This window comes from Corallococcus sp. AB045, from assembly GCF_003668895.1.
GTDB lineage: Bacteria > Myxococcota > Myxococcia > Myxococcales > Myxococcaceae > Corallococcus > Corallococcus coralloides.
The window spans coordinates 56,740-83,580 of sequence record NZ_RAWN01000012.1 but is presented as its reverse complement, the minus strand read 5'-3'; the positions used below and the strand labels follow the sequence as shown (position 1 = coordinate 83,580).

Annotated in this window: 29 protein-coding genes and 1 tRNA gene; 19 read left to right on the top strand and 11 right to left on the bottom strand. The window is 67.3% G+C overall.

What is annotated here, in order from left to right; genetic code table 11:
* The 12 genes from D7Y21_RS41685 to D7Y21_RS41370 all read left to right on the top strand — a co-directional run.
* The coding region (locus D7Y21_RS41685) for a hypothetical protein (RefSeq protein ID WP_199735357.1) at positions 1-252 on the top strand (252 nt) is incomplete at its 5' end.
* Between the two features lie 33 nt (positions 253-285).
* A complete protein-coding gene (gene tssB, locus D7Y21_RS05045) occupies positions 286-1,773 on the top strand; it encodes a type VI secretion system contractile sheath small subunit (RefSeq protein ID WP_120562738.1) in 1,488 nt (495 codons plus the stop codon).
* Between the two features lie 21 nt (positions 1,774-1,794).
* Complete coding sequence (tssC, locus tag D7Y21_RS05040) at positions 1,795-3,285, top strand: type VI secretion system contractile sheath large subunit (RefSeq protein ID WP_121711585.1); 1,491 nt, start codon at positions 1,795-1,797, stop codon at positions 3,283-3,285.
* 27 nt (positions 3,286-3,312) lie between these two features.
* Entirely contained in the window at positions 3,313-3,819 is a 507-nt protein-coding gene (locus D7Y21_RS05035; protein WP_120562736.1) for a type VI secretion system tube protein Hcp, read from the top strand.
* A gap of 31 nt (positions 3,820-3,850) precedes the next feature.
* Positions 3,851-4,327, top strand: a complete 477-nt coding sequence (gene tssE / locus D7Y21_RS05030; RefSeq protein WP_121711583.1) for a type VI secretion system baseplate subunit TssE — start codon at positions 3,851-3,853, stop codon at positions 4,325-4,327.
* Positions 4,324-6,162 carry a type VI secretion system baseplate subunit TssF gene (gene tssF / locus D7Y21_RS05025; protein ID WP_158627234.1) on the top strand — a complete coding sequence of 613 codons (1,839 nt, stop codon included), beginning with the start codon at positions 4,324-4,326 and terminating at the stop codon, positions 6,160-6,162. Before tssE ends, tssF begins: the two co-directional genes overlap by 4 nt.
* Positions 6,159-7,109 (top strand): type VI secretion system baseplate subunit TssG, encoded by a 951-nt coding sequence (tssG, locus tag D7Y21_RS05020; RefSeq protein WP_158627233.1) that lies wholly within the window; start codon positions 6,159-6,161, stop codon positions 7,107-7,109. Before tssF ends, tssG begins: the two co-directional genes overlap by 4 nt.
* A gap of 7 nt (positions 7,110-7,116) precedes the next feature.
* Positions 7,117-9,111 (top strand): type VI secretion system Vgr family protein, encoded by a 1,995-nt coding sequence (locus tag D7Y21_RS05015; RefSeq protein ID WP_121711578.1) that lies wholly within the window; start codon positions 7,117-7,119, stop codon positions 9,109-9,111.
* Positions 9,108-9,728 (top strand): toxin-antitoxin system YwqK family antitoxin, encoded by a 621-nt coding sequence (locus D7Y21_RS05010; RefSeq protein WP_121711576.1) that lies wholly within the window; start codon positions 9,108-9,110, stop codon positions 9,726-9,728. Before D7Y21_RS05015 ends, D7Y21_RS05010 begins: the two co-directional genes overlap by 4 nt.
* Positions 9,725-10,114 (top strand): DUF4280 domain-containing protein, encoded by a 390-nt coding sequence (locus D7Y21_RS05005; RefSeq protein WP_121711574.1) that lies wholly within the window; start codon positions 9,725-9,727, stop codon positions 10,112-10,114. Before D7Y21_RS05010 ends, D7Y21_RS05005 begins: the two co-directional genes overlap by 4 nt.
* A gap of 42 nt (positions 10,115-10,156) precedes the next feature.
* Complete coding sequence (locus D7Y21_RS05000) at positions 10,157-10,900, top strand: hypothetical protein (protein WP_121711572.1); 744 nt, start codon at positions 10,157-10,159, stop codon at positions 10,898-10,900.
* 329 nt (positions 10,901-11,229) lie between these two features.
* A complete protein-coding gene (locus D7Y21_RS41370; protein WP_147469186.1) occupies positions 11,230-12,411 on the top strand; it encodes a hypothetical protein in 1,182 nt (393 codons plus the stop codon).
* A 312-nt stretch (positions 12,412-12,723) separates the two neighbouring features.
* On the opposite strand, the gene D7Y21_RS04995 is transcribed toward D7Y21_RS41370, so the two are convergent.
* Complete coding sequence (locus D7Y21_RS04995; protein WP_121711570.1) at positions 12,724-12,987, bottom strand: hypothetical protein; 264 nt, start codon at positions 12,985-12,987, stop codon at positions 12,724-12,726.
* Between the two features lie 268 nt (positions 12,988-13,255).
* Between D7Y21_RS04995 and D7Y21_RS04990 the strand changes: the two genes are divergently transcribed.
* Positions 13,256-14,086, top strand: a complete 831-nt coding sequence (locus D7Y21_RS04990) for a carboxymuconolactone decarboxylase family protein (protein WP_233611983.1) — start codon at positions 13,256-13,258, stop codon at positions 14,084-14,086.
* A gap of 11 nt (positions 14,087-14,097) precedes the next feature.
* On the top strand, positions 14,098-14,331 hold the full coding sequence (locus D7Y21_RS04985) for a tautomerase family protein (RefSeq protein WP_121711566.1): 234 nt from the start codon (positions 14,098-14,100) through the stop codon (positions 14,329-14,331).
* A gap of 17 nt (positions 14,332-14,348) precedes the next feature.
* Here D7Y21_RS04985 and D7Y21_RS04980 read toward each other — a convergent pair whose 3' ends face one another.
* The 7 genes from D7Y21_RS04980 to D7Y21_RS04950 all read right to left on the bottom strand — a co-directional run bounded on the left by D7Y21_RS04980 (position 14,349) and on the right by D7Y21_RS04950 (position 19,751).
* A complete protein-coding gene (locus D7Y21_RS04980) occupies positions 14,349-15,122 on the bottom strand; it encodes a ferredoxin--NADP reductase (RefSeq protein WP_199735356.1) in 774 nt (257 codons plus the stop codon).
* 248 nt (positions 15,123-15,370) lie between these two features.
* Positions 15,371-15,964, bottom strand: a complete 594-nt coding sequence (locus D7Y21_RS04975; protein ID WP_199724237.1) for an imm11 family protein — start codon at positions 15,962-15,964, stop codon at positions 15,371-15,373.
* 9 nt (positions 15,965-15,973) lie between these two features.
* The gene (locus tag D7Y21_RS04970; RefSeq protein WP_233591500.1) at positions 15,974-16,432 is read right to left on the bottom strand and encodes an AHH domain-containing protein; all 459 of its coding nucleotides are present in this window, start codon (positions 16,430-16,432) and stop codon (positions 15,974-15,976) included.
* A gap of 91 nt (positions 16,433-16,523) precedes the next feature.
* Complete coding sequence (locus tag D7Y21_RS04965) at positions 16,524-17,333, bottom strand: sigma-70 family RNA polymerase sigma factor (protein WP_121711562.1); 810 nt, start codon at positions 17,331-17,333, stop codon at positions 16,524-16,526.
* A gap of 154 nt (positions 17,334-17,487) precedes the next feature.
* Complete coding sequence (locus D7Y21_RS04960; protein ID WP_120562722.1) at positions 17,488-18,750, bottom strand: FAD/NAD(P)-binding oxidoreductase; 1,263 nt, start codon at positions 18,748-18,750, stop codon at positions 17,488-17,490.
* A gap of 100 nt (positions 18,751-18,850) precedes the next feature.
* Entirely contained in the window at positions 18,851-19,312 is a 462-nt protein-coding gene (locus D7Y21_RS04955) for a DUF6691 family protein (protein WP_121711560.1), read from the bottom strand.
* 13 nt (positions 19,313-19,325) lie between these two features.
* Positions 19,326-19,751: a YeeE/YedE family protein gene (locus tag D7Y21_RS04950; RefSeq protein WP_121711558.1), complete on the bottom strand. Its 426-nt coding sequence runs from the start codon at positions 19,749-19,751 to the stop codon at positions 19,326-19,328.
* A 190-nt stretch (positions 19,752-19,941) separates the two neighbouring features.
* Here D7Y21_RS04950 and D7Y21_RS04945 point away from each other — a divergent pair, with 190 nt between their 5' ends.
* From D7Y21_RS04945 to D7Y21_RS04935, 3 genes are read left to right on the top strand one after another with little or no spacing between them, the layout of a single operon-like run.
* On the top strand, positions 19,942-20,643 hold the full coding sequence (locus D7Y21_RS04945) for an MBL fold metallo-hydrolase (RefSeq protein WP_121711556.1): 702 nt from the start codon (positions 19,942-19,944) through the stop codon (positions 20,641-20,643).
* Positions 20,644-20,674: 31 nt separating this feature from the next.
* Positions 20,675-20,995 carry a rhodanese-like domain-containing protein gene (locus tag D7Y21_RS04940; protein WP_120561365.1) on the top strand — a complete coding sequence of 107 codons (321 nt, stop codon included), beginning with the start codon at positions 20,675-20,677 and terminating at the stop codon, positions 20,993-20,995.
* Positions 20,996-21,009: 14 nt separating this feature from the next.
* Positions 21,010-21,837, top strand: a complete 828-nt coding sequence (locus D7Y21_RS04935) for a sulfite exporter TauE/SafE family protein (protein WP_121711554.1) — start codon at positions 21,010-21,012, stop codon at positions 21,835-21,837.
* Positions 21,838-21,990: 153 nt separating this feature from the next.
* On the opposite strand, the gene D7Y21_RS04930 is transcribed toward D7Y21_RS04935, so the two are convergent.
* A tRNA-Thr gene (locus D7Y21_RS04930) sits at positions 21,991-22,066 on the bottom strand.
* 297 nt (positions 22,067-22,363) lie between these two features.
* On the opposite strand from D7Y21_RS04930, the gene D7Y21_RS04925 reads away from it, so the two are divergent.
* Positions 22,364-23,914 (top strand): Glu/Leu/Phe/Val dehydrogenase, encoded by a 1,551-nt coding sequence (locus D7Y21_RS04925; protein WP_120562716.1) that lies wholly within the window; start codon positions 22,364-22,366, stop codon positions 23,912-23,914.
* A gap of 84 nt (positions 23,915-23,998) precedes the next feature.
* On the opposite strand, the gene D7Y21_RS04920 is transcribed toward D7Y21_RS04925, so the two are convergent.
* Positions 23,999-24,358 carry a PilZ domain-containing protein gene (locus D7Y21_RS04920; RefSeq protein WP_120555309.1) on the bottom strand — a complete coding sequence of 120 codons (360 nt, stop codon included), beginning with the start codon at positions 24,356-24,358 and terminating at the stop codon, positions 23,999-24,001.
* A gap of 197 nt (positions 24,359-24,555) precedes the next feature.
* Here D7Y21_RS04920 and D7Y21_RS04915 point away from each other — a divergent pair, with 197 nt between their 5' ends.
* Complete coding sequence (locus D7Y21_RS04915) at positions 24,556-25,191, top strand: DUF6066 family protein (RefSeq protein ID WP_120562715.1); 636 nt, start codon at positions 24,556-24,558, stop codon at positions 25,189-25,191.
* Between the two features lie 22 nt (positions 25,192-25,213).
* On the opposite strand, the gene D7Y21_RS04910 is transcribed toward D7Y21_RS04915, so the two are convergent.
* Complete coding sequence (locus tag D7Y21_RS04910; RefSeq protein WP_199724236.1) at positions 25,214-26,749, bottom strand: trypsin-like peptidase domain-containing protein; 1,536 nt, start codon at positions 26,747-26,749, stop codon at positions 25,214-25,216.
* Positions 26,750-26,841: the final 92 nt, after the last annotated feature.

Sequence of the window (26,841 nt, the reverse complement as noted above, 5' to 3'; positions counted from 1 at the left end):
GTCCCATCCACGCCCCTCCCGCCCACGGCGCCCGGGAGTTCCATCCAGAGCCGGGCTGAAGCCTATCAATGGCTGACAGAGGCCTCCGACTACCTGCTCCGCACGGAGCCCCACAGCCCCACGCCCTATCTGGTGAAGCGGGCCGTGAAGTGGGGAGCGATGCCGCTCGGGAGACTCCTCGAGGAGCTGGTCCCAGGCACGGACGACCTCCAATCCATCTTCGCGTTGCTCGCCATCCGGGACGCGAAGTGAAGCGCGCAACCCACGAACAGGAGAAGCAAGACCATGAGCAGTGAAAGCAAGCAGCACTGGCTGGACAGGAACAGGCCGCCGCGGGTGCACATCACCTACGACGTGGAGACGCTCGGCTCCGCCAAGAAGATGGAGCTCCCGTTGGTGGTCGGCATCCTCGCGGACCTGCTGGGCAAAACCAAGCCGAGCGACCTGCTCAAGCAGCGCAAGTTCGTCCAGATCGACCGCGACACCTTCGACGACTTCATGGCCAAGCTCGCGCCTACGCACACGGTGAGCGGGGAGGCGGGCCCGGCCACGCTCACCTTCAAGAAGATGGAGGACTTCGAGCCGCTCCAGATCGTGAAGCAGGTCCCCAAGCTGAACAAACTGCTGCGCGAGCGCCAGCGCCTGGTGGACGTGGTGGCGAAGCTGAGCGGCAATGACAGCCTGAACGCCAAATTCAATGAGGTGTTCATCAAGGGCTCCGCCGCCCTCGCTGCCAAGAAGGCTCAAATCGAGGAACAGCGCCTTCCTTTCAAGGGGGCTCGCGATGCCGCCAAGACCCTCACCGCGAAGGCCCAGGTGTTCAGGGAGCGCCTGGAGGCCGTGGCCAGCGTCATCCACGTGGCCCTGCAGAGCCACCGCGTGGAGGGGGCCTTTGACCGCTTGACGCAACTGCTCCCGGAGGAAGACCTCTCGGAGCTCAAGACCGGTGACGCCGCGAAGCTCAAAACCTTCCGGGAGCAGCACCAGGGCCTCCTGGCGCCTGACGCCAGCAAGCTGATGGAGGGCGCGATTCAAGCGCTGGAAGGCGCGGCCAGCCAGACGCCGCCTGACACAGCCGGAATGACGCAGGCCCAGAAGGACCTCGGGGGCCCGGCGGCAGGCCTCAAGGCGCTCGCCAATCTCAACACCGACATCGCCGACCCGGCCAAGCGCGCCCAGGCCTTGGACGTGCTCCGCAAGATCGCCAAGGGGGCCAGCGCCATCGGTGATGCCCTGAAGAACCTGGAGGAGGCTCCTAGCGTTGACGCAGCGGAAAAGGACAGCGACGTGAAGATGTTCGAGGCCGCCAAGGACCGCCTCAAGAAGACGTCGCTGGCGAACGCGGACAAGCTCATCGCGGAGAGCGAGGCCTTCGCCAAGGACAGGAGCAAGCGCGACGCGCTCCAGAACGAGATCAAGGCCGCCTTCCCCAAGCCGCTCCGGGAGGAGCTGGAGCTCTCCCAGGTCCAGGTGCTGCGTGAGCACCAGCGGAAGATCATGGACGGCGCGGAGGCCCGGGTCATCCAGGCCCGCCGCTTCATGGATGCCAGGTCGCTGGAGAAGGCCCTCGCGACGCGTGAGGAGGCCCGCCAGGTCCTGGAGACCGCGGAGAAGCTCGAAGGCCTCGTCACGACGCTGGGCGACAGCGTCCCTGAGCTCCTGGGGCAGCTCGAGTCCGTCCATCAGCGCGTGGAGGCGTTCCGCGGCGCCGCCGACGCCGCCGCCGCCGAGACCCGGCTGCAGCTCGAAGCCTTCAACAGCACCCACTCGTAATCCCAGCCCAGGAACCCAGCCATGCCCTTAGCAACCGCAGTCATTGATCCGAAGTTGGTGGGAGAACTCGTCAAGCAGATCAAGGAGGGAATCTCCGACGACACCCAGCGGCAAGACGAAGAGCAGGCGCTGAATGCGCTCCTTGTCGACCTCATCCAGACCCGGGAGGTGGTGGTCGGCCCCAATACGGTGACAATGCTTCAGGTCCAGATCGCCCAGATCGACGAGGAGCTCTCCCTGCTCCTCAACGCCATCCTCCACGACAAGGCCTTCCAGAAGCTGGAGGCCACCTGGCGGGGCCTGCACTCCCTGGTCAAGAACACGGAGACCGGCACCGGCCTCAAGCTGCGCGTGATGCACGCCACGCAGGAGGAGCTGCGCGAAGACCTGGAGAACGCCATCGACTTCGACCAGAGCGCGCTCTTCAAGAAGGTCTACGAGGAGGAGTACGGCACCTTCGGCGGGCATCCGTTCAGCCTGCTCATCGGCGACTACGAGTTCACCCCCTCGCCGCAGCACGTGACGCTGCTGACGAACCTCTCCAACGTGGCCGCCGCCGCCCACGCGCCCTTTCTCGCCGCCGCGAGCCCCCAGCTCTTCGGCCTCAAGGACGACTTCACCGGGCTCGACGCGCCCCGCGACCTGGCCATGCGCTTCGAGGCATCGGACATGATCAAGTGGCGCAGCTTCCGGGAGACGGAGGACTCGCGCTACGTCACCCTGGTGCTGCCACGCGTGCTGATGCGCCTGCCCTACGGCAAGGCCACGGTCCCCGTGGACGGCTTCATCTTCGAGGAGGACCTCAGCGCCGCGGGCGACGGCGGCGACGGCGCCAAGGCCCACGGCAACTACCTGTGGGGCAACGCCGTCTGGAAGCTGGGCGAGCGCATCACCCACGCCTTCTCGCTGTACGGCTGGTGCGCGGCCATCCGTGGCTTCGAGGGCGGCGGCACCGTCTCCGACCTGCCCCTGCACACCTTCACCACGGACAGCGGTGAGGACGCGGTGAAGATCCCCACGGAGCTGGCCATCACCGACCGCCGGGAGAAGGAGCTCAACGACCTGGGCTTCCTCGCGCTCGTCTACCGCAAGGGGGACGACAAGGCCGTCTTCTTCGGCTCGCAGACCACCAACAAGCCCACGAAGTACGCCAGCCTGGACGCCACCGCCAACGCGCAGGTGTCGTCGATGCTGCCCTACCTGCTCGCGGCGTCGCGCTTCGCCCACTACATCAAGGCGATGATGCGCGACAAGATTGGCAGCTTCATGACGCGCGGGAACGTCGCCTCGTTCCTCAACAACTGGATCAGCGACTACGTCCAGCTCAACGACGAGGCCTCCCAGGACATCAAGGCCAGGCAGCCGCTGCGCGAGGCCCGCATCGACGTCACCGAGGAGCCCGGCAAGGTGGGCTCCTACAAGGCGATTGTCTACCTCAAGCCGCATTTCCAGCTCAACGAGCTGAACGCCTCCATCCGGCTCGTCGCCAGCCTGCCGCCGCCCGCGGCCTGAACCCTCTCGCGCCTGGAATAACCCGCCATGCAAAACATCTACATCAGCTTCCCTGACGTCAAGACGCTCGCCGGCCAGTCCACCACCACGGAAGGCAAGGATCAGATCGAGCTGCTCTCGTTCAGCCACGGGGTGTCCATGCCGCTCTCCGCGGGCGCGCCCTCCAACACCAGCCGCAGGCACGGCCGGTGTTCCCACCAGGACTTCACCATCACCAAGTACGTCGACACGGCGTCTCCGTCCCTCAACCACTACTGCAGCGGTGGCAACACCCTGAAGAAGGCCGTCATCACCATCTACCAGGCGAGCGAGGAGGACTCCAAGAGCGCGCCGGTGGCCTTCTTCACCTACGAGCTGGACAACGTGCTGATCAGCTCGGTGTCGGTGGGCGCGGGCGGCGGGGACCTGCCCATTGAAACCATCTCGCTCAACTACACGGCGATCAAGTGGGCCTACAAGAAGCAGAAGCAGGAGAGCCCGGGCACCGCCAGCGGTGATGTCTCGTCGTCGTGGGATCTGACGAAGAACGCTTAGTTCCCCACGACAGGGGCACCGGAGCCACGAGATGAAACAGCGCAATGACAATCACGTGGCCCCGATGCCCCTGTTCGACCGGCTCATCGACGATGAGCCGAGGCGGCGGAACGGCCCACCCCTGCCGAAGACCTTGAGCGAGGAGCAGCTGCGGGAGTCGGTGCACCGGGAGCTGACCCGGCTGCTCAACACCCGGAGCCGCCTCTCGCTCCAGCAGGCGGAGACGCTCGCGCCGGACGCGTGGACCGTCCTCGACTACGGCCTGCCTGACGTGGCGACGCTCCGCTCCGCGTCGTCCACGGACCGCGCCCGGCTGGGCCAGGTGCTGTCACGCACCATCACCGCCTTCGAGCCCCGGCTGGGCGAGGTGCGGGTCGCGGTGGAGCCGCACGCCACCCGGGAGGACGCGCTGCGCGTGCTCGTGTCCGGCCTGCTGTGGATGGAGCAGCGCGCCGAGCCCCTCACCTTCGCCCTGGAACTGCGCAACCGCGCGGGAGGTCCCACGTGAAACCCACGGATGCACTGCTGCGGGTGTATCAGCAGGAGCTGGATCAACTGCGCGAGTCGTCCGAGCGCTTCGCCGCGAAGTACCCCAAGGTCTCCCAACGACTGGGCCTGGTGGACAAGGCCTGGGACGATCCGCACACCGCGCTCTTGATGGAGTCCTTCGCGTTCCTCACCGCGAGGGTGCAGCACGGCTTCCAGCAACAACTCCCGGAGATCAGCACCGCGCTGCTCGGCCTCATCGCGCCCCACCTGGTGGAACCGATGCCCTCCATGGCGATCGCCCGCCTGGTGCCCGGCGCTGTTCCTCCGGACGGGCTAAAGCTCCCCCAGGACACCCCGCTGTTCACGAAGGACACGCCGCGCAAGGCCACCTGCCGGTTCCGCACCCGCTACCCCACCACGCTGTGGCCCGTGGAGGTGAAGGAGGTCCGGCTCTGCTCCATCCAGGAATTCAAACCCCTTGTGACGGAGCGGGGCCCCGCCCAGGCGGTCTTGTCGATCCAGTTGGAGTCGCGGGGGCTCCCCTTCTCCAAGCTTGAGATGGACACGCTCCGGCTGTTCCTCGGAGGAGACCCGCTGGAGTCCTCCAGGCTCTACGAGCTGCTCGCGCGGCACGCGCTCGGACTGGCCGTCTTCTCCGGCGAGCGGCGCGAGCCGCGGAAGCACGAGGAGCTGCGGCTGGTGCCAGGACAGCCCATCCGGCCGGTAGGGTTCGAAGCGGACGAAGTGATGCTCCCGGGCCACCGGCATGGGCGGACCGGACACCGGCTCCTGGAGGAGTACTGCGTCTTTCCGGAGAAGTTCCTGTTCTTCGACTTCGAGCCCGGCCGGCGGAACGTCCAGGCAGCGAAGGACAACCGGCTGGAGTTGGCCATCCCGCTGGACATCAAACCCGACGACCTGCCCGCCTTCTCGGAGCGGAGCCTGCTCACGGGCTGCACCCCCGTCGTCAACCTCTTCTCCCGGGTCAGCGAGCCCATCCGGGTGGACCACCGGCGCACCGAGTACCGGCTGGTTCCCGACGCGCACTGGGAGTCCACCACGGAGGTGCACTCCATCCAGGAGGTCCGCGCCTCCATGAACGAGAAGGATCCGACCGGTGTGGTCGCGCCCATGTTCGCCTTCAACCACGCGGTCGGGCGGCGCAAGCCCCGGACGTTCTGGAGCGCGCGACGCGAACCCGCACGTGGCGCGCAGGCACTGGGGACGGACCTGTACCTGTCCTTCCTGGACCTGGACTTCGACCCGAGCGTCCCGGACGAGCGGACGCTCTATGCGCACATCTTCTGCACCAACCGCCACCTCGCCGCGCAGCTGCCTTCCGGCGCGGAGCTGCACTGTGAGGGACTCCCGCTCCAGGAGGTCCGCCTCCTGAAAGCGCCGACGCCACAACGGGATCCACCGCTGGGAGGAAGGACCCTCTGGCAGTTCGTCTCGCAGGTCTCCTTCGGCCACCACTCCATCACCGCGCTCCCCAATGGCGTGGAGGTGCTGCGGGAGATGATCCGGCGCCACGGGCACGAGGGCGACGAGGCCCTGGAGAACCAGCTCCGGGGACTGCTTAAGCTGGAGAGCCGCGACTTCGTGCACCCGATGTCCGCGGACGGCTGGCGCGGCTTCTGCCGGGGCCTGGAGCTGGTGCTCACCGTGGATGAGTCACGCTTCGTGGGCGGCAGTGCGCTGCTGCTGAGCGCGGTGCTCAACCACTTCTTCGGGCTCAACGCGCCGGTGAACACCCTGGTCCGGCTGACCCTCGACGCGCACAACCCGCTCACCGGCAAGACCGAGAGGAGGAAGCAATGGCCGCCCATGTCCGGCGAGATGCACGTCCTGTGAATCAGCAGCTGAGGGACGAAGCGCACCGCTTCGACTTCTACCAGGCCGTGCGCCTGCTGAAGGCGGACCCGCGAAAGACGGTGCGCTTCCGCTCCAAGACGTCCATGGCCTTTCCCGCCACGGACGTGGACTCGTTCCGCGTGGACGACGACGGGACGCAAGAGCTGTGGGTGAACTTCCTCGGCATGGCCGGAGCGCACGGCCCCCTCCCCGCTCCGTTCACGGAGCTGCTCCGTGACCGGGTCCACGACGGAGACACCGCACTGCGGGACTTCCTGGACATCTTCAATCACCGCCTCGTGTCCCTGATGTACGAGGCGCGCGCCCAGCGGCGCGTGGGCCTGGGAGTGACGCATCCCCGGCACCATCCCTTCGCGCGGTACCTGAGCGCGATCCTGGGCACGCTCGACTGGCCGGAGCGGCTCCAGCTGGGACTGATTCCCCACACCCGGGTTCTCACGTCGGGTGCGCATGACTCCATGGCGGCCCTGGAGCAGCTGCTGGCGGATCGGCTGGGGACCCGCGTGCAGGGCCAGCCGCTCGCGGGGGAATGGCTCCCGCTCGCGCCCGAGCAGCGGACACACCTGGGCAGGGGCCGCCTGACGCTGGGCCGGGGCGCGGTGCTCGGCACGCGCGCGTGGGATCCACAGGCGCGCTTCACGCTGCGGTTCGGCCCGCTGCCATGGCGCGAATTCGTCCAGCTCCTCCCCGGCCGCGCCGCCTTCGAAACGGCCGTCACGTACACCCGCCTGGTCGCGCCGCCCCACCTGACCTTCGACTTCGTGCTCCTGCTGGATGCGAAGGAGGTCCCCGCGCTGAGGCTGCACCGACGCCAGAGGATGAACCGCGGGCCGAGGCTGGGACGGACCTCCTGGCTGCACCCCATCCCTCCGTCGGCCACGCCCTTCGAGGTGCGCCTCTCCAGCCGTCACATCCGCAACGCCTGAGCCGCCCATGGACGACACCCAGGACAACCTCTACCTGAGCATCGAGACGCCGCTGGGCAAGGACGTGCTGCTGGCGCGCTCCTTCCATGGCGAGGAGCGCCTCTCTGCGCCCTTCCGCTTCGACCTGGAGCTGCACTCGCGCCACGGCGACCTGGACTTCACCCAGGTGGTGGGCCAGGGCGCCACGGTGATGATGGTGCTGCCGGATGGAACGCCGAGGTACTTCCACGGGCTCGTCACGCGCTTCATCCAGGCCGGCACGCGCAAGGACTTCACCACCTACTTCGCGGAGCTGCGGCCCTGGCTGTGGTTGCTCACGCTCACGCGTGACAGCCGCATCCACCAGAACCTGAGCGTGCCGGAGATCGTCGAGGCGACCTTCAAGCGCCACAACCTGGGCGAGTTCCGCAAGGACCTGAAGGGCACGTATGCCCCACGCGACTACTGCGTGCAGTACCAGGAGAGCGACTTCGACTTCGTCTCAAGGCTCCTGGAGGACGAGGGCATCTTCTATTTCTTCGAGCACGCGCAGGGGAAGCACACCCTGGTGCTCGCGGACGACGCCTCCGCGCACACGGCCTGCGCGGGACTGGAGCAGGTGCGAGTGGCCGGCCAGGACACGACGCTCCGGCCAGAGGACACCCTCACCGAGTGCACGCTGGAGCAGCAGGTCGTCCCGACCGCGCACGCGATGGGGGACTTCGACTTCGAGGTCCCCACCGCGCCCCTGAGCGCGGAGGTGCCCGCGGGCGACAGCCCCTCGCTGAGGCGCTACGAGTACCCCGGCGGCTTCCTGAAGCAGGCGGATGGAGAGGCGCGGGTGAAGCTGCGCAAGCAGGCCGCCGAAGCGCCAGCGAAGAAGCTGAGCGGACGGGGCCGGGTCCGGGCCTTCACCTCGGGGGGCAGGTTCACGCTCGCGGAGCACGACCGGGCCAGCATCAACGGGGACTACGTGCTGCGCCAGGTGGTCCACGCAGCGACGGACGAGGCGTACAGCAACAGCTTCGAGGCCTTCCCGGCGGACGTCCCCTTCCGGCCCGAGCCGCGGACACCCCGCCCGGTGATGGTGGGCGCGCAGACCGCCCTCGTCGTGGGCAAGAGCGGCGAGGAGATCTGGACCGACAAGTACGGGCGCGTGAAGGTGCAGTTCCACTGGGATCAGCAGGGCCAGAGCGACGAGAACAGCTCGTGCTGGATCCGCGTGGCGCAGGGTTGGGCGGGCAAGTCCTTCGGCAGCATGTTCCTGCCCCGCGTGGGCCAGGAGGTGCTGATCACCTTCCTCGAAGGGGACCCGGACCGGCCGCTCGTCACGGGCGGCATCTACAACGCCCAGCAGACCGTCCCCTACGCGCTCCCTGAAAACCAGACGCGGAGCACGCTCAAGACGCAGTCCTCCAAGGAGGGCGACGGTTTCAACGAGCTGCGCTTCGAGGACAAGAAGGACGAGGAGGAGGTCTTCCTCCAGGCCCAGAAGGACCTGAACGTCACCGTCAAGAACGCCCGCACCACGACCATCGAGGAAGCGGACGACACGTTGACGGTGAAGAAGGGCCACCGCGTCATCACCGTGGAGACGGGGGATGAAACCCACGACGTCAAGGGCAAGCGGACGCTGACCATCACCGGTGAGGAGAAGCACACCAGCAAGGCGAAGTTCACCCACGACGTGGGCGGAGACTACGTACTCACGGTGAAGGGGGACCTGACGCTCGACGTGACGGGCGCCGTGACGATCAAGGCCGGCAAGTCCCTGACGCTCAAGGCGGCGCAGGAGTTGGCGGTCACCGCGGGCACGAGCGTCACGCAGAAGTCGGGAACGGACTTCACCAACGAGGCGGGAACCAGCCTGACGAACACAGCGGGAACGGCGCTGACCAACAAGGCGGGAACCAACCTGGTCAACGACGCGGGCATGGAGCTGACCAACAAGGCCAGCATGTCCCAGACCGTGGACGGCGGCGCGATGCTCACCGTGAAGGGCGGCTTGGTGAAGATCAATTGAGCCCACCCAATGACAAGACCGCCGCGGTGACCGAACGCGATGAGCAGGGCCGCAAGCACAGGAAATACACGCTCGACGCCGACGGCAAGCCGCACGGCGTGCTGAAGCTGTACGAGGAAGGCACGCTGGCGCAGCAGTTCACGTTCCGCCACGGAGTGCTGCACGGCGAGGCGTTCATGCACGAGCACGGACAGCCACGGCTCATCCAGACCTTCGCCCGGGGAATGTTGCACGGCCCCTTCACCGCGTTCCACGCCGGGACGGGACAGCCCTCGCTGAAGGCACACTACCGGGACGGCAAGCTGGACGGAGACCACGAGAGCTTCAGCCCGCGCGGAGTCCTGCTTCGCAAGGCGCGCTACGTGAGAGGCCAGCTCACGGACGAGGTCGTTGAGTTCCAAGACAACGGGCAGGTGCGCACCCGGACGCCCCACGTGGACGGCAAGCCCCACGGCGAGGCCCTGGAGTTCCATCCAGACGGGAGGCTCGCGAAGCGGACGGTCTTCGAGCACGGAGTGCCCATCGAGGGGCCCGTGGAGTTCGCGCCAGCGGATACCCGCTCGTGGCTCATCAAGGCCGCGGCGTGGCTGAACAATCCGAGAGGGAAACCGACATGAGTCTCCAGACCTGTATGGGAGCCACGATGCAGTGCAGCTTCGGAGTGGCACCGAGCACATTGGTGGTGCTGCCCACGAACCGGGTGCTCGTCGGTGGGCCTCCTGCCGCGACGATCATGGACCACGCACCGTTCGTGAACATCCTCCCGTTCGGGATGTGCACCTCGGTCACCAACCCCACCGTGGCCGCCGCGACGGCCGCCGCATTGGGAGTGCTGACGCCCATGCCCTGCATGCCGGTGACGCCCGCCCCGTGGCTGGCCGGAGCGCCCACGGTGCTCATCGGGAACATGCCCGCGCTGAACAACACCTCGAAGCTGATGTGCACCTGGGGAGGTGTGATCCAGACGCTCTCCCCCGGCCAGGCCACGACCCAGGTGCCGTGAGCCATCACCTTTCCCGCAACACCTACCCAGAAGGAGCAGTGCATGCCCACGCCGCAGCCGAATGTCGTCGTTCCCCCGAAGCCCCCGCAGGTGCAGGCCCAGGACCTGGAAAAGCAGGCCAAGGAAGTGGAGGAGCAGCTCAAGCAGCAGAAGGACGAGTTCGAAAAGAAGCAGGCTGAACTGGAGTCGGCCCAGGCCCAGTGGCAGATCGCCGAGATCAACGCGGAGATCGCGATTGCCTTGCTGGACAAGGAGCGGCGCATCGAAAAGGCCCGTCCCCTGCTCGACGAGGTGGAGAAGGCCCGAGCGGAGGCGCAGAAGCAGTTCGAGACCTTGAAGCGGGAGGACCCGGACAAGATCTCCATCCTGACAGCCGCGCGTGACGGCAGGTCGACAGAGCTCAAGAATCTGGGGCCTTCGCAAGAAGCCGCCAACAAGGCGGTGCAGGAGGCGGATGGAAAACTCGCCGCGGCGAAGACGCAGAAGGATGCCGCGGACAAGGCCGCTGCCGAGGCCAAACAGGCGCTGGAGAAGGCTGAGACCGAGCTCAAGGCCGCGCTCGATGAACAAGCGAAGCTCTCCCTCGAGGACCGCGCCAAGGCCCAGGACAAGCGGCGCGCGTGGATGGAGGCCGAAGCCGAATTCAAGAAGGCCGAAGTCCGCTTCAACGCCGAGAAGCTCGAGGCGGAAAAGGACTACGCGAAGGTCGCCAGCGATGCCCGCAAGCGGCAGGCTGACATCCTGACGGCCCTCTCCAGCAAGTCCCGCCCTGCCCCTGCGGGCTGAGACGCGCAAAACACAGCGAACTCAAGACCTGAGCCTCAATCAAGAGCATGAGGGGCAGTTCGCCCCTCGTTCTCACAGCAGCCCTCTGGTGCCCCCCTCTGCCCCTTCGACTCCGAGCATCAGATGACCCTCGAACCGCGCAACCGAGATGACCCAGTGAAACAGGAGCCATGAAAAGGCAGCACAGCGCCCCCCCAACAAGCATAGTCAAACCAAAATCCCGCACCCCAAGGCTCTCCGACCCAGACAACAACACAACACTTCCCAGCAAAGACTAACCCATAACCACAAAACAATCACCGCCGACCCAACCCGACCCAGAGGAACGCATGAGCGAGAGAACCCCGACACAGGACAAGGTACGCATTGGCATCGAAATAGAGGGCATCGGGACTCTAAAAATAGATTGGAACTCAGGCCGCCGACCTTCGCAAATGAGAGCTCTCGCCAACTCTCAGCCCCTCACACCAAATGACCTTCAAAATATCTCCACAATCCAGGAGCACATCAAGCGACAACCACTGATGCGCTCGGGCAGCTTCAGCGAGAATTTCCCGGATGGGGTTCGGGGCCTCTCGATCCACGCCGAGCTTTCCTACACTGTCAAAAATCTAGGAAAGTCCCATCCTGCGGAACTCGTTACGACCCCACACCTGCTCGACCCGGAAAACCTCACCTACCTCAAGAGTTCCATCAACGAAGTGATCCGCGGCGGCACAAAGGGCTCGCTCAGCGGAGCGAACTCCGAACAGCCCTTTCAGATGCCCGAACTGTACTTCGAACAAAGCCACATACCAAGCCAAGTAATCACAACGAAATTCACCGACGAGACAAGAGGAGTTCTTCCACATGGCATCCAGACAACGGTGGGCATTGCGGCAGACAAGCTACTGTCAACAGACATAAAAACCAGAAACAGCATTGTCGACTTCCTGATCCAACCCGACTCCTTGCAACACAAGCGATTCGCAACAATCGTGAACATGGCATGCTCTGCCTCCGCTTTTGAGTCCGAACTTAAACTCCAGGACGACCAACGCTATCGATTTCGACTCCTCCTACTGATGTCGCTCCTTCATGCGTACATTCCCAGCTTCAAAGAGTCGGGAGGAATGGCGAAAGACACATATGGGGCCAACATCAAGGGCTACTCATCTTTCAAGGGCTGTGGAATAAATGACATGCAGGCATGGAGCATCGTCGAAGGCGCAGGCATGCTATTGTCCGTTCTGAAAGGACACGAAGTCAGTCTTGTCGGGCAAGCGGTAGACAAACTGGGGCAGCACGGTCTTTCCGCTCAGGTTGCCTACGAAGGAGGAGCGCCGATCCCATGCTTCCTGGTGGGAAGCCGCCTTCACACGGTGATCGAGGCCAGGCAGTTAGCGGCTCCGATCAACCAATGCATCCGCAAGATGCTGGCGGCGAAACCCTCTGTCAAGCCAGGAGGCAAGATCGACCTCGAAGCCAGCTTGGCCGCGCAAACGATAAAAGTAAGACTCGCACATCCCTAGATTGAATTGACGAACGACGACCAAAAAAAATGCCTTCAGCTGTCGCAAATGCGCGGCAAGCACAATGCCCCACCAGGCAGACGAGCCTTCTCTCGCCAACGCAAGTCCAACACGCCTTTCTCCGGTGAGGAGCTTTGCCTCGGACTGTCAATGCGACCTTGTCACCGACAAACTGAGAGTGCCTTTATGATGCGACAGTTTGTCGGAAGGCATTCGCGCGCCGTCCCTGTCCCGCCAGAAACGAAAAAGCCGGTGGCACTGTGGCCACCGGCTTTGCTCTTCATGGATCCGACGTCAGCTCGAAGAGGGGTCTCAGAGCAGGCACTTCAGGGTCGAGGGATCGCACTCGTAACCCTGGTTGCAGTACTTCAACTCGCAACACGGCTGCTTCCAGGCGCCGCAGCCCGGCTTGTTCTGGGCAGAGACGTCATCCGAGACCGCATCCGCCGTGGGTGCCTGGACATCCGCCGGAACGCCTTCCGTCGGGTCGACGTCCGCCGTCTCCGTTCCACCACAGGCCAGCGCAAGGGACAGCCCCATCACAACGAAAGCACTCTTCACGACACGCGTCAGCATCGGGAGCTCCTCTCGGGTGAATACCGCGCCTGTCTGAATATCGGAAACCGGCAACTCCTTGCAATCCAGCAAGGCAAAAACCAGTCTCACGAAACATCACGTCGCAATGGGATTGAAGCACGGATGTAGAGCTTCACGGCGCCCCCATTGTCAAACCTGGGTTCAAAGCCCGTTCACGCCTGCCTCCTGGCGACCGGCGGAAGCGGGGCGTACCCATCCCGGCATGAGACCGTGCAACCCGCTGCGTCTGTCATGTGTCCTCGTTGCCGTGGCCCTTCCCCTCTACGGGGCCCCGGTGGCGGCGGCACCGGCCCAGGGAGGCCAGGAGATCGCCATCTCGCGCGGAGGCTCACGGCCCGTGGAGCTGGCGGAGGCCGAGCACTTCACCGGCACCGTGCACCGCCAGGCCCTCTTCGGAGCGAAGCCGCCCGGGCGGACGACCGGTGGCTCCGTCACCTTCGAGCCCGGCGCCCGCTCCGCGTGGCATGTCCATCCTCTGGGACAGACCCTCATCGTCACGGCCGGCACCGGGTGGATCCAGCGCTGGGACGGCCCCGTTCAAGAGTTCCGGGAGGGCGACGTCGTTCAGATCCCTGCGGGCATCAAGCACTGGCACGGCGCCACGCCGGCCACCCGGATGAACCACATCGCCATCCAGGAGGAGAGCGGCGGCAAGGCCGTCACCTGGCTGGAGAAGGTCAGCGACGAGCAATACGCCAAGGGACCGCCTGCGTCCCAGGGAGCCATGAACATGAAGAAGGAACCTTCCGCGCTGAAGAAGCAGCTGGGCGACTTCGCGCCCAAGATGGTGCAGCTCACGGATGACGTGCTGTTTGGCGACGTCTGGGAGCGCACGGAGCTCGCGCCCCGCGACCGCAGCCTCGTCACCGTCGCCGCGCTCACCATGGGCGGCAACACCGAACAGCTGCCCTTCCACCTGAAGAAGGCCCGGGAGAACGGCGTCTCGGAGCCGGAGCTCGTCGAGGCGCTCACGCACCTGGCCTTCTACTGCGGCTGGCCCAAGGCCCTGTCCGCGATGAACGTCGCCAAGGAGACGTTCAAGACGCCTGCCCCCGCGAAGGACCCGTCCCAGAAGTAGAGGATCGGCCCATGCCCCACGTCACCGTGAAGCTCTACCCCGGCAAGTCCGAGCAGCAGAAGGCCCAGCTCGCCGAGCGGATCGTGAAGGACGTGATGGAGGCCCTCGGCAGCGCCGAAGGCTCCATCTCGGTCGCCATCGAGGAGGTCTCCCCGACGGACTGGGCGGAAGCCGTCTACCGGCCGGAGATCGCCGGCCAGTGGGACCGCCTCTACAAGAAGCCCGGCTACAACCCGCTCAAGTAGCCGCGGGTCGTGGCCGCTCAGCGCTCGGCGAAGGCCTTCTCCGTGACGTAGTGGCCGGCCTCTCCGGGGGTGCCTTCCCGGAAGCCGCGCTCCTCCAGCATGGTCGTGAGGTCCGAGAGCATGCCGGGGCTGCCACAGAGCATCACCCGGTCGACCTCCGGGTTGAGCGGCGGCAGGCCCACGTCCTTGAACAGCTTCTCGCTCTGGATGAGGTCCGTGATGCGGCCCGTGTTGCGGAAGTCCTCGCGCGTGACGCTCGGGTAGTACGTGAGCTTCTGCTTCACCAGCTCCCCGAAGAACTCGTTGTGCGGCAGCTCGTGGAGGAAGAGGTCGTGGTAGGCCAGTTCCTCTGCCCGGCGGCAGGTGTGCGTGAGGATGACGCGGTCGAACTGCTCGTACATCTCCGGGTCCTTCACGAGGCTCAGGAAGGGCGCCAGGCCCGTCCCCGTGCTCAGCATGTAGAGGTTCCTGCCGGGGAGCAGGTGCTTGAGGACGAGCGTACCGGTCGCCTTCTTGCTGACGAGGATGTTGTCGCCCTCCTTCAGGTGCTGCAACCGGGAGGTCAGGGGCCCGCCGGGCACCTTGATGCTCAGGAACTCAAGGTGGTCGTCATAGTGCGCGGACACCATGCTGTAGGCGCGCAGCAGCGGGCGGGCCTCCACTTCCAGGCCGATCATCGTGAACTGGCCGCTGGCGAAGCGGAAACCCGGGTCCCGCGTGGTGACGAAGCTGAAGAGGGTGTCAGTCCAGTGGTGCACGCGCAGCACGGACTCCTTCATGAGACTGCTCACGGTTGTTGCTCCAGAAGAGGGCCGGCGGCGTTCTAGACCACCCGAACGCGCCAGTTAACGGGCGACGTTGTGCGACAGATTCCCCCCTCCGTACCAGAGGAAGAAGCCCGGCGGGCAGCCTTGCGCTTATCGGCGGGTTCAGGTCGCCAGGGGGGGGCCGCCGGCCAGGGCCGCCCTCCTCCGCCCGCTCGGGCGCTTCCTGCCGGGGTGGGCCCCCCCCCGAGCAGCCGCGCCTCGAGACGCCGCCTTCACGCGGGCAGCGCGCGGTCCGGCGCCGTCACGCGCTCGAACGACACGCCCAGGTTCCCGACCCGCTCGAGTCCCTCCTTGACCTCCTCCGAAACGATGAGTGCGGTCTTGAATCTCTTCGGCCTGAAGACACGCGCGCCCTCGGCCTTGGAGGGGTCGATGCGCAGGCCATGGATCCAGCGGTACTCGCCTGCGTACTCAGGAAACGGATCCTCCTCGGAGTAATGCTGAACTTCCCGGCACTTCGCCTCATCAATGCAATCAACAACCTTGACTGCATTGACAACGAAGTAGCTCATTGACTCCTCGCCCACCACCACCGGGAATATCTGCACGTCATCCGGAGCAAGTGCCCTGAAGACGTTTGCAACGGCCTCACTGACAATAGGCACCTGCTCAATCGGACTGAACACGAACGTGCGCTTCGCACCTTGATGCTCAATCAGTGACTTGATGGGCCCGGGGTCCGGAAGGAGGCGGCCCTCTCCAAACATCCAAGGCTCATCAAACTCCCCGCCGGACGCAGGCACCGGTGTCGCGACGAGCCACTGAGGCACGTCAGCCCTGTCAATCCAATAGAAGTCCCGTTCCACCCTGCCCTCCTATTTCACAAGATAGCTACGCAAATCCGAACCCCGCGTAAGCAATTCATCTGCAATCTTCGCAAGCTCATTCATCAACTTGGCCCGACAGGTCTCCGGGGTCCTGCACAGCTTGACGGCCGTCTCCAGCCGTCTCACGACCTCTGCGTGGTATCGCTCGGGATGAGGGCCTTCGTGCCCCTTGAGCCGCACCTTGTTTGCCACGTCCTCAAGTGTCATGGATGCGAGCAGGGCCCTGGAGCGCACCCATCCTCGTTCGTCCGCCGCTTCGGCTTCGCGGAACGCGACCTCCATCCGCATGTCCAGGATGAGCTGCGTGAGGGCGGACTTGAACGCGTCCTCGCTCACCTGGACCGGCTCGACGTCCACCGACTCGTGGACAACCCGCTGCCCGTTCCCGGTATCGACATGGACAACACGGGTGGTCGCGCACCCTGCCGTCAAAAGCAGCAGTGACACCACTGGAACCCATCTCATGGAATCCCCTGGAGGTGCCCCCGGAACCCCGGCGGCGCGGCATCCTGACCCCTTCAATGGGAGCCGCTCCGGCTCAGGCGGGCACCGCGCGAGACAGCGCCTGGCGCACCGCCGCGCGCACGGGCGCGGGCACCGCATCACCGGGAATGCGGCGGCACAGGGACACCGTGCGCTTGAGCGAGTCGCACGCCCCGGTACAGCGCGGGCAGCGCGACAGGTGGTCCTCCAGGCGCACGCAGGTGGCCTGATCCACTTCCTGCGCGGCGAACTCCAACAACTCCTGCGCCAGCTCCGGGCACCCCTGCGCCTGCCCCTGGGCGCCCTCCCCCAAAAGCGTGGAGAGGTGCTCGCGCAGTTGGAGTCGCGCGCGGTGCAGCCGGCTCTTGAGCGCCCGCACCTCGATGCCCACCACCTGTGAGGCCTCCTCGGCCGAGAGCCCCTCCACGTCCCGGAGGATGAGCGCCTCCCGGTACGCCTCCGGCAGCGCGAGGATGGCCGCCTGCAGCACCTCCCCCATCTGCCGCGCGTGGGAGGCCATGTCCGGCGTCGCCTCCTCCGCGGCGACGCGGGTCGCGGCGGGCGAATCGAGCGGCTGGAAGTCCTCGGGCACTCCGACGCGCCGGCGGCGCAGGCGGAGGCAGTGCGTGCGGGCCACCTGGTACAACCAGGTGGAGAGCTCCGCGTCACCCCGGAACGCGTGCATGCCCCGGAAGGCCGCGAACAGCGTCTCCTGAAGCACCTCCTTGGCGTCCTCCTCCGAGCCGCACATGCGCAGGCCGAAGCGGTACACCTGCTTCTCGTGGCGGGCGAGGACTTCATCCAGGGCCTTGTCGTCGCCAGCGCGCGCGGCCTCCAGCAACTGCGCATCGGTTCGCGTCGACATCCGTTCGTCACCTCCACCTGGCCTGGCGCCGCCTCCGTGCCGGAAGTGCGCCCGGTCGCCAGGATGCATTCCCAGACGTCTTCCAGGGAAGACATAGCAGGAGCCCGGCGTCAGTGCCGGAGAGACGGGCCTCCCTGCCCCCGGTGCCCGGCCGCTACGCGCGCCCGCGGAGCATGAAATCCCAGTACAGGCGCGGCAACCCATACTTCTTGAGCAGCCACATGTCGCGGCGCTCCACGAACGTGTCGATGAGCGGGATGCTCGGCGCGGGCTTGCCGTCGTAGTCGAACTCGGCGAGCAGCATCTTCCCGTAGCCGGTCACCAGGGGGCAGGAGGCATAGCCGTTGTACCGGGCGGTGAGGGGCTTCCCCTCCATCACCGCGAGCAGGTTCTCCACGAGCACCGGGGCCTCGGCCCGGATGGCCGCACCGGTGCGGGACGTGGGCAGGTCGCTCGCGTCCCCGAGCGCGAAGACGTTCGGGTAGTCAGGGTGTTGGAGGGTGTGCTTGTCGGCCTTGATCCAGCCCGCGTTCGGGCCCTCCTTGTGGGCGAGCGGGCTCGCCTTGATGAAGTCGGGCGCGCTCTGCGGCGGCGTGACGTGCAGCATGTCGTAGCCCAGCGTCACCCGCTCCTCCCGCCCCTCCCGCTTCACCGCGAAGACCGCCTCCCGCGGGCCGGGGCGCACCTCGACCAGGTCGTGGCCGAAGTGCGTCTCGATGCCGTAGCGCTTCACCACGCCCTCGAGCACGTCCGCGAACGGCTTCACCCCGAAGATGGCCTTGCCGGCCGAGCCGAAGACGACGCGCGACTTTCCCGCGAGCCCGCTGCGGCGCAGGTGGTCCGCCACCAGGTACATGATCTTCTGCGGCGCCCCCGCGCACTTCACCGGCGTGGCCGGGTGCGTGAACAGCGCCGTGCCACCCTGGAACGCCCGCACCATCTCCCACGTCTTCGGCGCCAGCCGGAAGTCGTAGTTGCTGGACACCCACGGCGTCTCCAGCGCCTCGCGCAGGCCCTGCACCTTGTCCCAGTCCAGCTGGATTCCCGGGGCGACCACCAGGAAGTCATAGGACAGACACCGCCCACCCCGCGTGCGCACCTCCTGCCGCACCGGATCCACCTCCTCCGCCCGGTCCTGGATCCACTGCGTCCCCTTCGGGATGTAGTCGGCTTCAGGCCGCACGGTGCTCGCGATGTCCGCGGCACCTCCTCCCACGAGCGTCCACAGCGGCTGGTAGTAGTGGTGGGCCGAGGGCTCGATGAGCGCAACGCCGTGCACGCCCTTGCGCTTCAGCCGTGCGGCGACGGTGAGCCCCGCCGTGCCTCCGCCGATGATGAGCACCCGGTGCCGCTCGGACGCGGGAGCCGGCGTGAGGGAGGGCGGATGGCCATGGGGCTGCTCCTGGGGATTGGACACGCTCTATCTCCATGCGATGGGTCTGCAGGTATGAGCCAGGGCAGGACGAATAGGATTCACCCCCGGGGCCCGATTGTCCGGCGGGCCGTGAAGCCTGGGGCTACGGAGCGGGCGTCGCGCCCAGGCGTGGCGTCCCCGCGCTCGCACCGCGCCGCGTTTGCAGCACCTGGGCCAGGTACATGCCGGCGAACATGGCGGGCACGAAGACGAGCACCCCCGAAGCGCCGCTGGCCAGCGAGGTGAGCGCCGGACCGGGGCAGTAGCCGCCCAGCCCCCAGCCCACGCCAAAGAGGGCCGAGCCCGCGAGCAGCTTCCGGTCCAGCCTGCTGACGGAGAAGGTGGGGAACTTCGCGGCGAACAGGGGCCGCTCGCGCTGGTGGATGAGGGGCCGCAGCGCCGCGTGCGCGGCGACGGCGCCGCCCATCACGAACGCGAGCCGGAAGTCCCAGGCGCCCGCGATGTCGAGGAAGCCGAGGACGTTGGCCGGGTCCGTCATCCCGCCGAGGCCCAGGCCGAGGGCGAAGAGGAGGCCGCTGAGGAATGCACTGAGGTTGGGACGCATGGGAGCGCTTTCTCTAGAGGACATGGCGGACCAGGAAGACGGTGAGGACGCCGGTGGCCATGAAGGTGAGCGTGGCCGCGATGGAGCGGGCCGAGCCCCGGCTGATGCCGCAGACGCCGTGCCCGCTGGTGCAGCCGTTACCCAGCCGCGAGCCGAACCCCACCAGCAGTCCGGCCACCACCAGCAGCGAGGCGCCGCCCGCGCTCAAGGACGTGGGGGCCGGGAAGGAGCCAGGGCGCAGCCACGCCAGCAGCAGGCCCCCGGTGAGCAGGCCGGCGAGGAAGAGCACGCGCCAGGCGATGTCGCCGCGCACGGGGGCCAGCAGCGAGCCCACCACGCCGCTGATGCCGGCCACCCGGCCGTTGGCCAGGAGAAGGAGGGAGGCGCTCAGCCCGATGAGCGCCCCACCCAGGAGGGGAAGGAGCATGGAGGAAGTCATGTCCCGTGAGAGCCAGGGTCCGGGGAAGAAGATTCAGCCCGGGGTCCTGCCGCGGGAGGTCCGTTCAAGGCAATGGGGCACGCCCCCGCGCGCCCGGCCGCCACGCTCAGCCTCCGCACGCCGCATCCTGAACGGGGAAGGCCTGAATCCTTTTCCCGTCCCCCGGCTCTCATGGACAGGAGGCAACGACATGATTTTCCGCCAGCTTTTCGACCCAGAGTCCTCGACGTACACCTATCTCCTCGGTGACGAAGCGACGCGGCAGGCCGTCCTCATCGACCCGGTGCTCGAGCAGGTCGACCGGGACCTGCGGCTGGTGGGCGAGCTGGGCCTCACCCTCACCCACGTCTTCAATACCCACGTGCACGCGGACCACGTCACCGCGTCCGGCGTGCTGCGCGAGCGCACGCGGGCCACGGTGGTGGGGGGCGTGGGAGGAGCCGCCTGCGCCAACGTCCAGGTGCGCCACGGGGACGAAGTGCGCGTCGGCCAGCTCGTCTTCCAGGTGCTCGCCACGCCGGGCCACACGGACGACAGCGTCAGCTACCTGCTGGGCGACCGCGTCTTCACCGGGGACGCGCTGCTCGTGCGAGGCAACGGCCGCACCGACTTCCAGAACGGGAACGCGAGCCAGCTCTACGACAGCCTCACCCGCGTCCTCTTCCGCCTGCCGGATGAAACGCTCGTCTACCCCGCGCACGACTACCACGGTCACATGGTGACGAGCATCGGCGAGGAGAAGCGACACAACCCGCGCGTCGCGGGCAGGAGCCGGGAGGAGTTCATCGAGGTGATGAACAACCTCCACCTGCCCAAGCCCAAGAAGATCGACGTCGCCGTCCCAGCCAACCGCGCCTGTGGGCACACGGCGCCTTCACCGCAGGGGGCCTGAAGTCCCCTGCCCTTCCCAACAGGAGCAAGCCATGACACCCCACCCCTATCAGGACCTCACGCCCTCGCAGCTCGACACGCTCGGCCCCGAGGTGCGGCGCATCGACGTGCGTGAGCCGGACGAGTTCACGGGCCCCTTGAGCCACCTTCCCGGAGCGGAGCTCGTCCCGCTGGGCACGCTGGAGGCGGCGTCCGCGTCGTGGCCGCGGGAACAACCGCTGCTGCTCATCTGCCGCTCGGGTGGGCGCTCCTCGAAGGCCGCGCAGGCGCTCGCCCAGCGTGGCTTCAAACACCTCTACAACCTGGCGGGCGGGATGCTCGCCGTGCGCGAGCCCCGCGCGCCCCAGGGCTAGCGGAAACGAACTCCATGCCCATCATCGGCTTCTCCCTCGCGGCACTGATTGGCCTGTCGCTCGGCCTGCTCGGCGGCGGCGGCTCCATCATCACCGTGCCCATCCTCGTGTACGTCCTGGGCTTCGGGGCCAAGGAGTCCATCGCCATGGGGCTGGCCGTGGTGGGCGTCACCAGCCTCTTCGGCGCGGCGGGCCACTGGCGCAAGGGCAACGTGCAGCTCCGGGCGGCCCTCGTCTTCGGGGCGGTGGCCATGGTGGGCACCTACGCGGGGGCGCGTCTGTCCGTCTTCGTCTCGGGCGCCTTGCAGATGCTGCTCTTCGCCACGGTGATGCTCGTGGCCGCCTTCTTCATGTTCCGCAACGGCCGCAAGGAGGCCGCCCTCGCCGCGCGCCAGGAGTCCGCGCCCGTACCCGAGCCCCGCAAGGCGTCCTTCCCCGTCATGGCCCTGGCCGCGCTCGGCGTGGGCGGGCTCACGGGGCTGGTCGGGGTGGGCGGCGGTTTCCTCATCGTCCCGGCGCTGGTGCTCCTGGTGGGCCTCCCGATGAAGCAGGCGGTGGGCACGAGCCTGCTCGTCATCGCCCTCAACTCCTTCGTGGGCTTCGCCGGCTACCTCGGCCACGTCCAGGTGCCGTGGCTCTACCTGGGCATCTTCACGGCCATCGCCGTGGCCGGAATCCTCCTGGGCACCTGGGCGTCCCACTACGTGTCGCAGGCAGCGCTCAAGCGGGCCTTCTCAGTCTTCCTCGTCGTGATGGGTGTCTTCATCTTCTTCAAGAACCGGGAAGCACTGACGTCACCGGGCGGAGCGCACGCGGCCCCGGTCGCACCGCACGCACGCTGAGCGGCTCCGGCCGGCGGGTGGCGCTCGCGGAGACAACTCATCGGCCAGCGACACCCGCCGTGCCGCGTCCCGGGCTCGCGGCGACAACCGAAGCCCTGGAGCGCGAAAACGAAAAAGGCCGGCTGCCACAGGGGCAACCGGCCTTTCTCTTCTTGGAGCCGACATCCGGATTTGAACCGGAGACCTACTGATTACGAATCAGTTGCTCTACCAACTGAGCTATGTCGGCGCACCGAAAGCGGCGCCTAAGTACCATCCGTATCCGGACCCGGCAAGGAGTTTCTCCGGGGATTCTCAAGGCCCCGCACGCCCGCCCGCTCCCATCCCCCAGAAGCCCTGACATTGATGACACGGCGCATTCGTTGGGGTGACACACCGCGTCGGCTAAGCCCGCGACTTTTCTCCATAATTCGGAGAAATGGCCTGGCGCCAGACTGGTTGAATCCCCGTGGCGGCTGTGCTCATAAGGGCGCCGCTTTCCCCAGTGGCCCCCATCCGGGTGGGCCCTCAAGGAGCACGTTCCATCATGGCCAGCGAAGAGACTTTCATGCGCGCCCCGGCCCCTACGCCCAAGCGCACCATCTACACGGAGGCGATGGAGATCTTCAATTACGCGGCGGATCTCATCGGCCTGGACAAGCGGGTGCGTCTGGAGCTCGAAGAGCCCGACTACGAGCACATCTTCTACGTCACCGCGAAGCTCAAGGACCGGCTCGTGCCGCTGTCCGCCGAGGCGGCGAAGTCCTTCGCCGACCTGTCCGTCACCCAGGTGCGCAACCCCGAAGGCCTGGAGCGCCTGGCCAACGGCAACCTCATCCTGAACGGCCGGGCCCTGCTGGGCTCTGACGTGGCCATCCGCCACGGCCACCTGCGGCTGCCGGACGGGCTGGTGTACCAGCTGGTCCCCGGTGAGTCGCAGCGCTTCAAGGCCTACCGCGTCCAGCACAACCAGGCCCGTGGCCCCTACAAGGGCGGCCTGCGCTACCACCGCGAGGTGTCCCTGGATCTCTTCAAGGCGCTCGCCGCGGAGATGACCTGGAAGACCGCCATCGCGGAGGTTCCGTTCGGCGGCGGCAAGGGCGGCATCCAGCTGGATCCGCGCGAGTACGGCCGCGAGGAGATCGAGGCCATCACCCTGCGCTTCATGTACCGGCTCAAGAGCCTCATCGGGCCGAACATCGACATCCCGGCGCCGGACGTGGGCACCAACCCGGAGATCATGGCGCTCCTCTACCGCCAGTTCTCCGACGGTGAGCGCGAGCGCCACAACCTGCGCGGCATCGTCACCGGCAAGGACGTGCGCATCGGCGGTTCCGAAGGCCGCGGCAAGGCCACCGGCCAGGGCGTCGCGTTCTGCATCGAGGACTACTACGCCGACCGCGGCGAGAGCGTGAAGGGCAAGACCTTCGTCATCCAGGGCTTCGGCAACGTGGGCAGCCACGCCGCCATCATCCTGGGGAACATGGGCGCGCGCCTGCTCGCGGTGAACGACGCCGACGGCTCCATCTTCAACGGCGACGGCATCGACGTGAACGCGCTGGCCGCCTACGTGGCGGACCCCAAGAACCTCAAGCGCTCCGTCGTGGGCTTCCCCGGCGCCCAGCGCATCGAGAAGAAGGACCTCTGGGACGTGCAGGCGGACATCCTCGTCCCCGCCGCCCTGGGTGGTGAAATCACCGCGGACGTCGCGGAGCGCCTCAAGGTGAAGCTCATCGCGGAAGGCGCCAACGGCCCCACCACCCCGGAGGCCGACCGCGTCCTGCAGAAGCGCGGCATCGAGCTCATCCCGGACATCATCGCCAACGCCGGCGGCGTGACGGTGTCCTACTACGAGTGGATCCAGAACAAGCGCATGGAGCGCTGGAGCGAGGCGGAAGTCGATCAGCGCCTCGAGCGCGCCATGAAGCGCAACTACCGCATCATCCGGGACATCTCGCGCAACCAGCCGCGCAAGACGGAGATGCACGACAGCCGCCCGTACTGCATTGGGAAGGCGGTGGACAGCCGCTGCGCCGCGATGATCCTCGCGCTCAAGCGCATCGAGGCCCACTACCTCCTCGAGGGCTTCTCGCAGTAACCGGCCCCAAGCCGTCTCCTGCGTCGCCCCCCGGGGCACGGTGTCTTCCCGCTCAATGGGGGAAGGGCCGTGCCCCGTGGTGTTTCAGTGCATCACCCGCTCGCGGTCCACCAGGAGCAGCGGCGCGTCGTCCAGGGTCTCGTAGGCCACGATGCGCAGGCCCACGCCGCGGCTGTTGCCGGGCCGCCCGTCCTTGCGGCCAAAGGCCAGCGCCACCTGGTAGCGGACCTCGCACAGGCACGTCATCTCCGTGCCGTCCTCGCCCGCGAACGTCACCTTCAGCTTCTCGCCCAGACCCAGCGAGTCGCGCACCTCGATGAACATGCCCCGCGCGCTGATGTTGCGGCCGATGCCCCGCATCATCCCGTCCTGAGTGGACAGGTACACGGTAAAAATCTTGTCGAAGCGCAGATTGGAGCGGCGTTCCTGGGGCTGCGTGTTCATTCGGGGAGGGCTCCGAAACAGGTGGGGACAGGGGCAAACTACACGGTAGCCAGATGTAGGCAAATAATCACCTACATCCACCCTGACGCACCATGACGCACCATGTCCCGGTTCACGGGAAAGCGCTGCCCCCGGCGCGGCTGGAGTGGCACCATCCCCGGGCTGCCCTTCCCCCCTTTTTTCCGGAGTTTCCCGCCGTGAATCGCATCCTGGCCGCCGCCTTCGCCCTCCTTGTGCCCACGCTCGCCCTGGCCGACGTCGACTCACGCTTCGCGAAGCTGCGTGACGAGTCCGAGCCCCTGGGCGGGCTGGGGGCCTTCCTGGAGAAGTACGTGGGCGAGTGTGACGGGGCGCTCGTGGATCCGCAGTGCAAGCAGCAGGCGGAGGCCTTCCGCAAGAAGTACACGGGCAAGCGCCTGTACATGATCGTCACCGAGGACGACGCGGGCATGGTGTCCCCGGGCGACTTCAACCCCGGCACCAACGAGTACACCATCAACATCACGCCCTTCTTCTCGGGCGGGAAGTACGGGCTCTGCCACGGGGCGCCGAAGAAGACGGACGCGCAGGGCAACCCGGTGATGAACTACCTCACGGTGAGCGGCACGGCGCCGGACATGTGGAACGGCGGCACGTTCAACCGCATGTTCATGGCTCGGGGCGTGCGCGCGCAGGTCGTCTTCACGCCGCAGTCGGTGTGGACGCTGCCCAAGAAGGGCGGCGGGAAGAACTACGGCGTCAACGCCCGCATCGAGGCCGTCCTCGTCACCGAGGGCCGCACCGGCAACCAGTTGGGGCTGTGGCTCAACGGCAAGGACGCGGGCGGCAAGTAGCGCGCCCGCCTTCGGAGCCGGATCAGCGGGCGATGGCGATGTACTGGAGCGCGTCGCCCCGCTGGACGCGCAGGAGGATGCTGGCCCCGGCGCTGCCCCGCTCCAGGGCGGCCTTCACCGCGGCGGCGTCCTTCACGCGGCGGCGGTTCACCTCCATGACGACGTCGCCCGCGCGCAGTCCGGCCTGCTCCGCCGGGCTGCGCGGCACCACGCCGGACACGAGCGCGCCCAGGAAGGCCTCGTAGCCCAGGGGCGCGGCCACCTCCGGCGTTAGATCCCGCAGCACCAGCCCCAGGTCGTTCGCGCTGCTGCCGCCCCGGTTGGAGAGCCCTTCCGTGGCCTCCTGCGCGGGCCGGGCGACGAGCCGCACCGCCACCTCCTGGGTGCCGCCGTCGCGAAGCAGCGTCAGCTTCGCCTCCGTGCCCGGGGCCAGCAGCGCCACCTTGCGCAAGAGCTGGAGGTAGCTGCCGATGGGCCGGCCGTTCACCGCCACCAGCCGGTCCCCGGGGCGGATGTGCGCCTGGGCGGCGGGGCTGCCCCGGTAGACGTCCTTCACCACCGGCGCCGTGGCGGTGGGGTCCGCGCCGTCCTCGTTGATGACGACGCCCAGCCAGCCGCGCTCCAGCTTCCCGTTCTCCCGCAGGTTGGGCAGCAGGTCCTTCACCAGGTTGATGGGCACCGCGAAGCCGATGCCCTGCCCTTCGCTGATGATGGCGGTGTTCACGCCAATCACCTCGCCCTTCATGTTGAAGAGCGGGCCGCCGGAGTTGCCGGGGTTGATCAGCGCGTCCGTCTGGATGAAGTCGTCGAACTGGCCCACGCCCAGCACGCGCTCCTTCGCCGAAATCATCCCGTGCGCCACCGAGTGGTCCAGGCCGAACGGGTTGCCAATGGCCACCACCCAGTCCCCCACCTCCAGCGCGTCGGAGTCGCCCAGGAACACCGCGGGCAGCGTCCCCAGCCCCGCGCCGTTCAGCTTCAGGAGCGCCACGTCCGTGGAGGCGTCGCGGCCCACCACCTCCGCGGGGAACTCGCGGCCGTCCGCCAGCCGCACGGACACCTGCTGCACCGGCACCTCGCGGGGGCCGTCCCTGGCCGGCGTGACGCCGGAGCCGGTGGGGTTCACCGCCGGGCCCTGCGCGTTGGCCACCACGTGGTTGTTGGTGACGACGAGCCCGTCGGGCGTCAGCACGAAGCCGGAGCCGGTGGAGCGCTTCACCGCGCCCGCCACCGCGCCGGGCCCCACCGTGGTGATGTTCACCACGCCCGCCTCCACCGCGCGGATCAGCGGCGCCAGCGACGTGGGGGGCGTGAAGTGGGGCAGGCCCGCGTAGCCCGCGGGGCGCTCACGCCACAGCGAGGCCACGCCCGCGGTGGCCGGGGCGTCCGCCGGCGCGGGCGTCGGGGAAGCAAAGGAGGCCAGGTGCTCGCGAACCCGGGCCTGGAGCCAGGGCTTGAGCGGATCCTCGGCGGCTCCCGCCACCGGGGCGAGCGCCACCGCGCAAAGGACGCTGAACAGTCGGACGGACACGGGGTGGCAGCTTACACGGCGGGCCATGGCGTCAGGGCCCAACAGACCGGTGGCCTCCACCCTTCCCGGCCCGCGACGCCCGGGGGGGTCGCGGGCCCCCGAGGGGGCTTCAGGCCTGG